Raw genomic sequence first — 8242 nt, 5'->3', positions numbered from 1 at the left:
CCGGTCAGATCGTCGTATTTGATGCCGTGACAGACATTATCTTTAATTCTTCAATTCAGGGACTAATCATCGCAATTGGGTTAACAGGATTGTTCCTCGTTATTGCCTACGCCGTATTGGAGAGCAAGCCGCTCCTCGGAATAGCGAATCTCTTCCCGATCTTAATCGCAATCGCATTCCTACTTGGGACAATGCGATACCTCGGGATATCACTGAACGCGCTGACTGGAACAATTCTATCGATTTCCATTGGGCTCGGAATTGCGTACTCAGTACACGCCACTCATCGGTTCATCGATGAGTACAACGCCGGTGCCGACGCTTACGAGTCGATGATTATCACGCTCTCGGGGACAGGTGGTGCCCTGCTTGGAAGCATGCTCACCACTTCGCTCGGGACGGGCGCGCTCGCGCTCGCCATCACACCCGTGCTTGGGGACTTCGGCCTTTTGATGGCGCTGAGCGTGGTATACTCTTTCGTATTCACAGTGATCGCGCTTCCTCCAGCAGTGTTGTTGTGGGAGCACTATCACGGGGTATGGGAAGGAATTAACCTGTCTGTCTCTGGGTGAGATTCAATATTTGCCAGTATTATAATTTTACAAAGTAAGCTACAGAAAAAAATTCTTCACCCTCAAGAGGAGAACCGTGTCAGCGGTGATTGAGTAGGGTTGAGAAGAAGTCAGTATATTTTCGACATATAATTCTAGTCGAATTGTTGCTTGGACAGGTAGCTATCTATCCAGCAAGAGTCACCGGTTGTTGTCGGCGATGCTACTCTGGGGTCTGTACTAGTGTGTACGGTTACCTGACTTGGCATCGGTCCAGGTGCGTTGCCGACACCTTTCGTTTTGATCGAGTAGTGAAATAATGCGGTGAAGAATATCGGGCTGAAGTACCTCTGCGACCAGCAAAAGTCTAGTCATAGAGGCGCATCCGTAGGCGTGTGATTGAACAGCGAGGCGTTGAATGTGAATGGCGGATCCTCGCCTACTACCTTGAGCAATTAAAACGGTAGTCCACGCTGAATGCCACGCTCTTGCGTCTCGTCCGCACACAAGAGCTAGCTCTTGTGAACGCTGTATCCCCTCTCTACTCACTCGCTTCGCTCGTTCGTTGAGGAAGGGGCCTCAGCGCCTCAATTTAGGTAAAATACAATATCCCAGCCCAGTGGTGCGGTGCCGTGGGAATCTTGGCGCTTCAGCGCGGGGAGGGTGTCAAACAGCCTGACTTCTGCGCTTCGCATGAGACGGCAGAAAGATCAGTTTGGATTAAATACAAACCTAATCAAAAAAATCCCTACGCCTCGTCGCGCTCGACAACGACCCTCCGTCCGGTCAGTTCTTGGGGCGCAAAGCGGTAGAGTTCGATGTTGAGGTCCGGTTTGTCGTCGGCCCAGATCTCGAAGAGGGGACGCTGCGTCTCGCCGTACTGGGCGATAGTTTCGGGGGTGAGCTCGTCGAGGTCGACGCGTTCGAGGGTGCCGACGCCGACGACGCTGGCGTACTCGTCGTCTTCGTCCTCGTAGACGACCACGCGGGCCCGCGGCGTCGACGCGAGGAACTCGCGCTTCTCGCTGTCGGGCGTCGACACCAGCCGGAGGTACAACGCGCGCTCGTCCGCGTCGTACCCGTAGGAGATCGGGATCGCGTACGGCGCGTCGTCGCGCGCGAGCGCGAGAACGCCCGTCTCGTGGCGAGACAGGTGTGCGTCCACCTCGGTCGACGACATCTCGACCTCGCTGTTCGTCGGCATATCGAACCTTCTTCCCACGAGTTGATAAAGGGAACGAGACGGCGCGCAGCGCGGGGACAGCGGGGAGGCGTCTCTGCGGTGCGGACGACGGCGGAGGCTCTGCGGCGGTCGCCGGCCGACTCCGTTCAGCTGATCGTCGGCGCCTCGCCGATGTTCTCCTCGGTGACCGGCGCCCCGCAGACGACACAGCCCGTCTCGAGTAGCGTCGCCCGCATCGCGTCGTCCACCTCGATCGAGCGCCGACACTCCGGGCAGACGAAGGTGTGGGTGGATCGCCCCGTCATACCCGTACGTACGCTCCCCATGCCCATCAAACGGACCTCGGATTCTCGCGGCGTCGGAATGTGATAATCGATCCTTAGTCAAGCAGCGACTGGAACAGCTTCCGCTGGGCGGCGGCGACGTGCTCGGTGAACGTCGACCGACCGATGCCCAGCGACTCCGCGACCTCGCCGGCGTTGGCGCCCTTCGGGTGGTTGAAGTACCCCGCCTCGTAGGCGGCTTCGAGCACCTCGCGCTGGCGCTCCGTCAGTTCGCTCCGGTCGACGGTCACCAAGTCCGACTCCGTCGGTGTCGTCGACGACTGGAGCAGGCGCTTCACCTCCATCTCCGGACACGCCTCGCGGAACGCCTCCAACACCGACCGCAGTGTCGGCAAGTCGCTCGCGTGGAAGGTGACGCGCAGCCGCCCGTCGCGGACCACCGCCTCCGAGACGGGCGTCTCGTGGCGGTCGAGGACGGCGAACGGCGAGTCCGGGTCGACCGCCGCCTCGAACCGGTAGGCCGCTCGGCCGCCGTAGTCGAAGACGACCTCGACTCCCTCGGCGACCGAGAGGTCCGCGTCCGCGATGAACTCCACGACCACTCGCTCGCGGTCGTCGGCGGGCGTACACCGCGTGACGCCCGTGACGGGCGTCGTTCCGTCGACGACGCCGTCGAACGGCGAGGCCGCCGCGGTCGGCAGCGAGACCTCCGCCCGGATTCCCGATCCCATCTCGTTCGTCCGTGCCCGCGCCGGGCAAAAACGTTGGCGGGCGCGCGGTCGGGTATAAAAATCCCCGCATATGAGGGGCCACAGTTCGGGAGGCTGTAGCCGTAACGTACAGGTATGAAACGCCCCCCGCGCACGACCGACGCCACGACGACGACCGAGGGAGACGCGGCGCTCGACGCGACGTTCGAGGCGCTCGCCGACGCCGACTGTCGGGCGATCCTCGCCGCCGCGGCGACGCCGAAGACGACGAGCGAACTCGCCGACGACTGCGACATCGCCCTCTCGACCGCCTACCGGAAGGTTGAGCTGCTGAGCGAGACGCCGCTGCTCGCCGAGGGGGTTCGGCTCGACCCGGACGGCGACCACGCCGCCGAGTACGTCCGCGATGCCGCCGAGGCCGCGATCGAGTTCGGCGACGAGGGCGTCTCGCTCGCGGTCGACGACGAGGGGGCCGACCCGCTTGCCGCCGCGCTCAACGCCCCCGGCGTCTCGGCCGACTGATCTGCCACGGCGCGACGGATCGGCCTCCCGGAGGTGCGATCAGGGCGCGTTCGCCCGGCGGTTCGTCGGCGACCGTTTTCGCACCTGATAATCACGCGGCCACGCTTATACGCCAGTTCTCGAAGGTGTTCCGTATGTCCCGCTCACCGGAACCCGAAACCCTCGTCGACCTTGCGCAGGACAAGGTCGCGGTGATCGACGAGAAGGGCCGGTTCCGATACCTCAACGCGGCCACCCGCGAGTTGCTCGGGTTCGACCCCGACACGCTCGTCGGGACCGACGCCTTCGACCTGATTCACCCCGACGACGCCGACCGCGTTCGGACGGCGTTCGAGGCCCTCGTCGCCGGCGGAACCGCCCCGGAATCGCCGTTGGAGTACCGCTACGCGACTGCCGACGGCGACTGGGTGTGGTTTCGCACCCGCGTGTTTCCGCCGTCGGAGACCGGCCTCGACGGCTACGCGCTGAGTTCTCGCGACGTCACCCTTGAGGTCGAGTCACGCCGGCGCTTGGAGACGATCGCGTCGACGTCGCCGGACGTGCTCTGGATGTTCAGCGCCGACTTGGAGGACCTGTTATTCGTCAACGGCGCGCTCGAATCCGTGTTCGGGATCGAGCCGGACGCGCTCGAACGGCGCCCGCAGATGTTCCTCGCCGCGGTTCACCCCGACGACCGTCCGGCCGTCGAGGACGCGATGGAGCGGCTCTCCGACGGCGAGCCGACGAACCTCGACTACCGGATCGGGCCGGCCGATGGGCGGACCACCTGGGTCAGGGTGCCCTCGCGCCCCGTGTGGGAGGACGGCGAGGTCGTCGCCGTCACCGGTTTCGCCCGCGATGTCACGGACGAGTACCGCCGCGAGCGTCAGCTCACGGTGATGGACAACCTTCTCCGACACACGATCCGCAACGACATGAACATCGTCGACGGCACCGCGGAGCGCATCGCCGACCGCGTCGAAGACGCCGTCAGCGCGACGGCGACCGAGGAACGCGGTGTCGTTCCCGACGAGTTCGACCTGGCCGAACTCGCCGCCGACCTGATCGACCACGCGGAGACGGTTCGCCGGGTCGCCGACGACCTGTTGACGACCGCCGAGAAACAGCGCGGCGTGATCGACCTCCTCCGCCACCACGAACACCCGCAACCCCTCCGGGTCGCGCCGCTCGTCGAGAGCGCGGTGGCGGACGCCGTCGACGACCGGTCAAGTCCGACCGCGGAGATATCGGTCTCCTGCCCCGGCGACGTGCGGGCGTTCACGCACCCCGAGCTCGACTACGCGATCGCCGAACTGATCGAGAACGCGATCGAACACGCCGAGGCGGCGCCGAGCGTCGAGATCGAGGTCACCGCGCCCGCCGACCGGGTCAAGATCGCGGTCCGCGACAACGCGCCGCCGATCCCCCCGGCCGAGCGGGACCCGATCACCGACCGGTGGAAGATGGACGACCTCAGACACACCGGCGGGATGGGGCTGTGGCTCGTCTACTGGATCGCCGATCGGTCCGGCGGCGACTTGGCGTTCGACGCCGGCGCCGACGGCAACGAGGTGACGATCTGTGTCCCCGACGCCGACTGTGACCCCGGCGACTCGACGGTGGATCGGACCCATCCGGTCGCGCCGGACGCCCGCCCGACGCCAGCCGGACCGGACGCGGGGGAGATGACGCCGGTCGTCAGTTCGCCACCGTCCGATGTTGAGGTCGCCGAGTCGCCCTCGGCTGACGCCGAGACCGCCGAGTCGCCCCCCTCCGACGCCGGGACCACCCAGCCCGAATCCGAAGCCGGCGGCGCGGAGTCGGCCGATCCGGAGCCCACCGGCTCGGAGCCGATTGACTCCGGCCTCTCCGCGTCCGAGACTGCCGCGGATCTCGACGGCCCCCCCGACTCACCGCCGGGATCCACGAACGGTTAACCGAAACCCGATCGATCGTTCACCGTTGACTCCGATTCCGAAGAACATCCCACCGATCTTAAGCCGTCGCTTCGCGTACTCCCGGGTTGATGGGTACGCTCAACGAGCTGTTCGACCCGGACCGGGTCGCCGTCGTCGGCGCGACCGCCCGCGAAGGGGCCGTCGGCCGCGCCGTCACGTCGAATCTCCTCGACGACTTCGACGGCGACACGGTCCCCGTCAACCCGAACTACGACGCGGTGCTCGACACGCCCTGTGTCGACGACGTCGCCGACGCTGACGCCGATGTCGCGGTCGTCGTCGTCCCCCCCTCGATCGTGTTGGACGCCATCGAGGCGTGCGGGGAGGCGGGGGTCCGCAACGTCGTCGTGATCACCGCCGGGTTCGGGGAGACCGGAGAGGACGGAGCGGCGAGGGAGCGTCGCCTCGCGGAGCTAGCCGACGAGTACGACCTCAACCTCGTCGGCCCAAACAGCCTGGGGATCATGTCGACGCCCTCGGGGATGAACGCCACGTTCGGCCCCGAGAACGCGCTCCCCGGCGGGCTCTCCTTCATGAGCCAGTCGGGCGCGTTCGTCACCGCGGTCCTCGACTGGGCCAACGACAACGGGATCGGATTCAAGGATGTCGTCTCGCTCGGCAACAAGGCGGTCTTAGACGAGACGGACTTCGTCGACCACTGGGGTGACGACGAGGAGACCGACGTGATCATCGGCTACCTCGAGGGGATCGAAGACGGCCGCGAGTTCATCGAGACCGCCCGCGAGACCTCGCAGGACACCCCGATCGTCGCGGTGAAGTCGGGGCGCACGAGCGCCGGCGCGCAGGCCGCCTCCTCGCACACCGGCACGCTCGCCGGCTCCGACAAGGCGTACGAGGCGGGGCTCGATCAGGCGGGCGTGATCCGCGCGGAGTCGGTCGACGAGCTGTTCGACGCTGCGGGGATCTTGGGCAGCCAGCCCCTCCCCGACACCGACAGCGTCGCCATCGTCACGAACGCCGGCGGCCCCGGCGTGATGGCGACCGACGCGGTCGGCGACGCCGACCTCGACATGGCGTCGTTCACGAGCGAGACGAGCGACGCGCTCGCCGAGTCGATGCCCGACGAGGCGAACATCCACAACCCGGTCGACGTGATCGGCGACGCCGACGTCGACCGGTTCCGAGAGGCGTTGGAGATCACGGTCACCGACGACAACGTCGGCGCCGCCCTCGTGTTGGCCGCGCCGACCGCGACGATCGACTTCGACGAGCTCGCGGACGCGATCACCGACGTGAGCGACGAGATGGACGCGCCCGTCGCCGCCTGCCTGATGGGCGGCGACCGCACCCGCGAGCCGAAACAGCAGCTTCAGGCGCGGGGGATCCCCTGCTACTTCGATCCCGCGCGCGCTATCGACAGTCTCGCGACGCTCGCCACCTACCGCGACATCAAGGCGCGCGAGTACGCCGACCCGATGTCGTTCGACGTCGACCGCGAGCGCGCCCGCGAGATCCTCGGAGCGGTGCGCGACCGCGACGACAACCGCTTGGGCGTCGAGGCGATGGAGCTGCTCGACGCGTACGGCATCCCCACGCCCGACGGCGCCATCGTCGACTCGCCCGAGCGCGCCCGCGAGGTCGCCGAGGGCGTCGACGGCGACGTGGTGATGAAGATCGTCTCGCCGGACATCCTCCACAAGTCCGACATCGGCGGCGTCGCCGTCGGCGTCGCGGACGACGACGTGGCCGACACCTACGAGGACCTGATCACCCGCGCCCGCAACTACCAGCCGGACGCGACCGTCCTCGGCGTCCAGGTTCAGGAGATGGTCGACCTCGACGACGGCGTCGAGACCATCGTCGGGATGAACCGCGACCCGCAGTTCGGCCCGCTGCTGATGTTCGGGCTGGGCGGCATCTTCGTGGAAGTGATGGAGGACACCACCTTCCGCGTCGCGCCCGTCTCCGAGCCCGAAGCGCGGGAGATGACCGAGGAGATCCAGTCGGCGCCCCTGCTCCGGGGCGCCCGCGGCCGCGACCCGGTCGACGTCGACGCCGTGATCGAGACGATCGGCCGGCTCTCGCAGCTAGTCACCGACTTCCCGGCCATCCTCGAACTCGATATCAACCCCCTCGTCGCACTGCCCGACGACGACGGCGGCACGAACGCCGCCGCCGTTGACGTGAGACTCACCGTCGACCCGCAGGAGCTCGATCTGGCGGAGACCGAACAACAGCCGCTCGACGCGGAGGAACCCACCAATGACTGACACACCCACCACACTCGTCACCGCGACCGGAGACAGCGCCGGAAAGACAGCGATCACCGTCGCCTTAGCGCGGCTCGCCGCCGACCAGGACAGCAGCGTCGGCTACATGAAACCGAAGGGGACCCGGCTCCAGTCGAACGTCGGGAAGACGCTCGATCAAGACCCGATGCTCGCCCGCGAGGTGCTCGGCTTGGACGCCGAGATGCACCAGATGGAGCCCGTCGTCTACTCGCCGACGTTCGTCGAGGGCGCCATCCGCGGCACCGAGGACTCCGAGGCCCTGCGCAACCGCATTCGCGAGGAGTACGACGATATCGCGGCCGACCACGACCAGGTGTTCGTCGAGGGCGGCGGCAGCTGGACCACCGGCGGCGTCGTCGACCTCACCGACGTCGACGTGGCGGAGCTGCTCAACGCGAACGTCGTCCTCGTCGCCGAGTACGGCTCGCCGAACGACTTAGACGACGTGCTGGCGGCCGCCGACGCGTTCGGCGACCGCCTCGCCGGCGTCGTGTTCAACAAGGTGTCCGACGACGCCTTCGAGTCGCTCGATCAGGACGGCATCCCGTTCCTCGAATCGAAGGGGGTCACCGTGTTCGGCGCGCTCCCGTACGAGAAGGAGCTCGCGGGCGTCACGGTCGGCGAGCTCGCGGACGAGCTCGGGGCCGAGCTCCTCACCGACGCGTCGACCGACGCCTTCGTCGAGCGCTTCCTCGTCGGCGCGATGGGCGGCGACGAGGCGCTCCGCTACTTCCGGCGCGCCCGCGACGCCGCCGTCATCACCGGCGGCGACCGCGCGGACGTCCAGACCGCGGCGCTCGACG

Annotated in this window: 8 protein-coding genes and 1 pseudogene; 6 read left to right on the top strand and 3 right to left on the bottom strand. The window is 66.5% G+C overall.

The features are described 5' to 3' along the window. Both B9G38_RS12590 and B9G38_RS18815 read left to right on the top strand, forming a co-directional pair. Positions 1–572: MMPL family transporter (locus B9G38_RS12590; RefSeq protein WP_158093828.1), on the top strand; the 572-nt coding region annotated here is incomplete at its 5' end. Positions 573–869: 297 nt separating this feature from the next. Next, positions 870–950 (top strand): annotated as a pseudogene (locus B9G38_RS18815) (transposase); the annotation flags it as partial. Between the two features lie 349 nt (positions 951–1299). Here B9G38_RS18815 and B9G38_RS12580 read toward each other — a convergent pair. From B9G38_RS12580 to B9G38_RS12575, 3 genes are all read right to left on the bottom strand, one after another. Beyond that, the gene (locus B9G38_RS12580; protein ID WP_086220588.1) at positions 1300–1755 is read right to left on the bottom strand and encodes a pyridoxamine 5'-phosphate oxidase family protein; all 456 of its coding nucleotides are present in this window, start codon (positions 1753–1755) and stop codon (positions 1300–1302) included. A gap of 125 nt (positions 1756–1880) precedes the next feature. After that, positions 1881–2039, bottom strand: coding sequence for a hypothetical protein (locus tag B9G38_RS18285; RefSeq protein ID WP_198945684.1), 159 nt, complete (start codon positions 2037–2039; stop codon positions 1881–1883). A gap of 74 nt (positions 2040–2113) precedes the next feature. Then, complete coding sequence (locus B9G38_RS12575; RefSeq protein WP_086220587.1) at positions 2114–2749, bottom strand: helix-turn-helix domain-containing protein; 636 nt, start codon at positions 2747–2749, stop codon at positions 2114–2116. Positions 2750–2863: 114 nt separating this feature from the next. Here B9G38_RS12575 and B9G38_RS12570 point away from each other — a divergent pair, with 114 nt between their 5' ends. From B9G38_RS12570 to B9G38_RS12555, 4 genes are all read left to right on the top strand, one after another. After that, on the top strand, positions 2864–3250 hold the full coding sequence (locus B9G38_RS12570; RefSeq protein WP_086220586.1) for a helix-turn-helix domain-containing protein: 387 nt from the start codon (positions 2864–2866) through the stop codon (positions 3248–3250). A gap of 134 nt (positions 3251–3384) precedes the next feature. After that, positions 3385–5166, top strand: coding sequence for a PAS domain-containing sensor histidine kinase (locus B9G38_RS12565; RefSeq protein ID WP_086216074.1), 1782 nt, complete (start codon positions 3385–3387; stop codon positions 5164–5166). A gap of 89 nt (positions 5167–5255) precedes the next feature. Continuing rightward, positions 5256–7418: an acetate--CoA ligase family protein gene (locus tag B9G38_RS12560; RefSeq protein ID WP_086220585.1), complete on the top strand. Its 2163-nt coding sequence runs from the start codon at positions 5256–5258 to the stop codon at positions 7416–7418. After that, positions 7411–8242: AAA family ATPase (locus tag B9G38_RS12555; RefSeq protein WP_086220584.1), on the top strand; the 832-nt coding region annotated here is incomplete at its 3' end. The genes B9G38_RS12560 and B9G38_RS12555, both read left to right, overlap by 8 nt.

Source organism: Halorubrum sp. SD612, from assembly GCF_002135005.1.
This window is presented reverse-complemented; position numbering and strand designations above follow the sequence as displayed.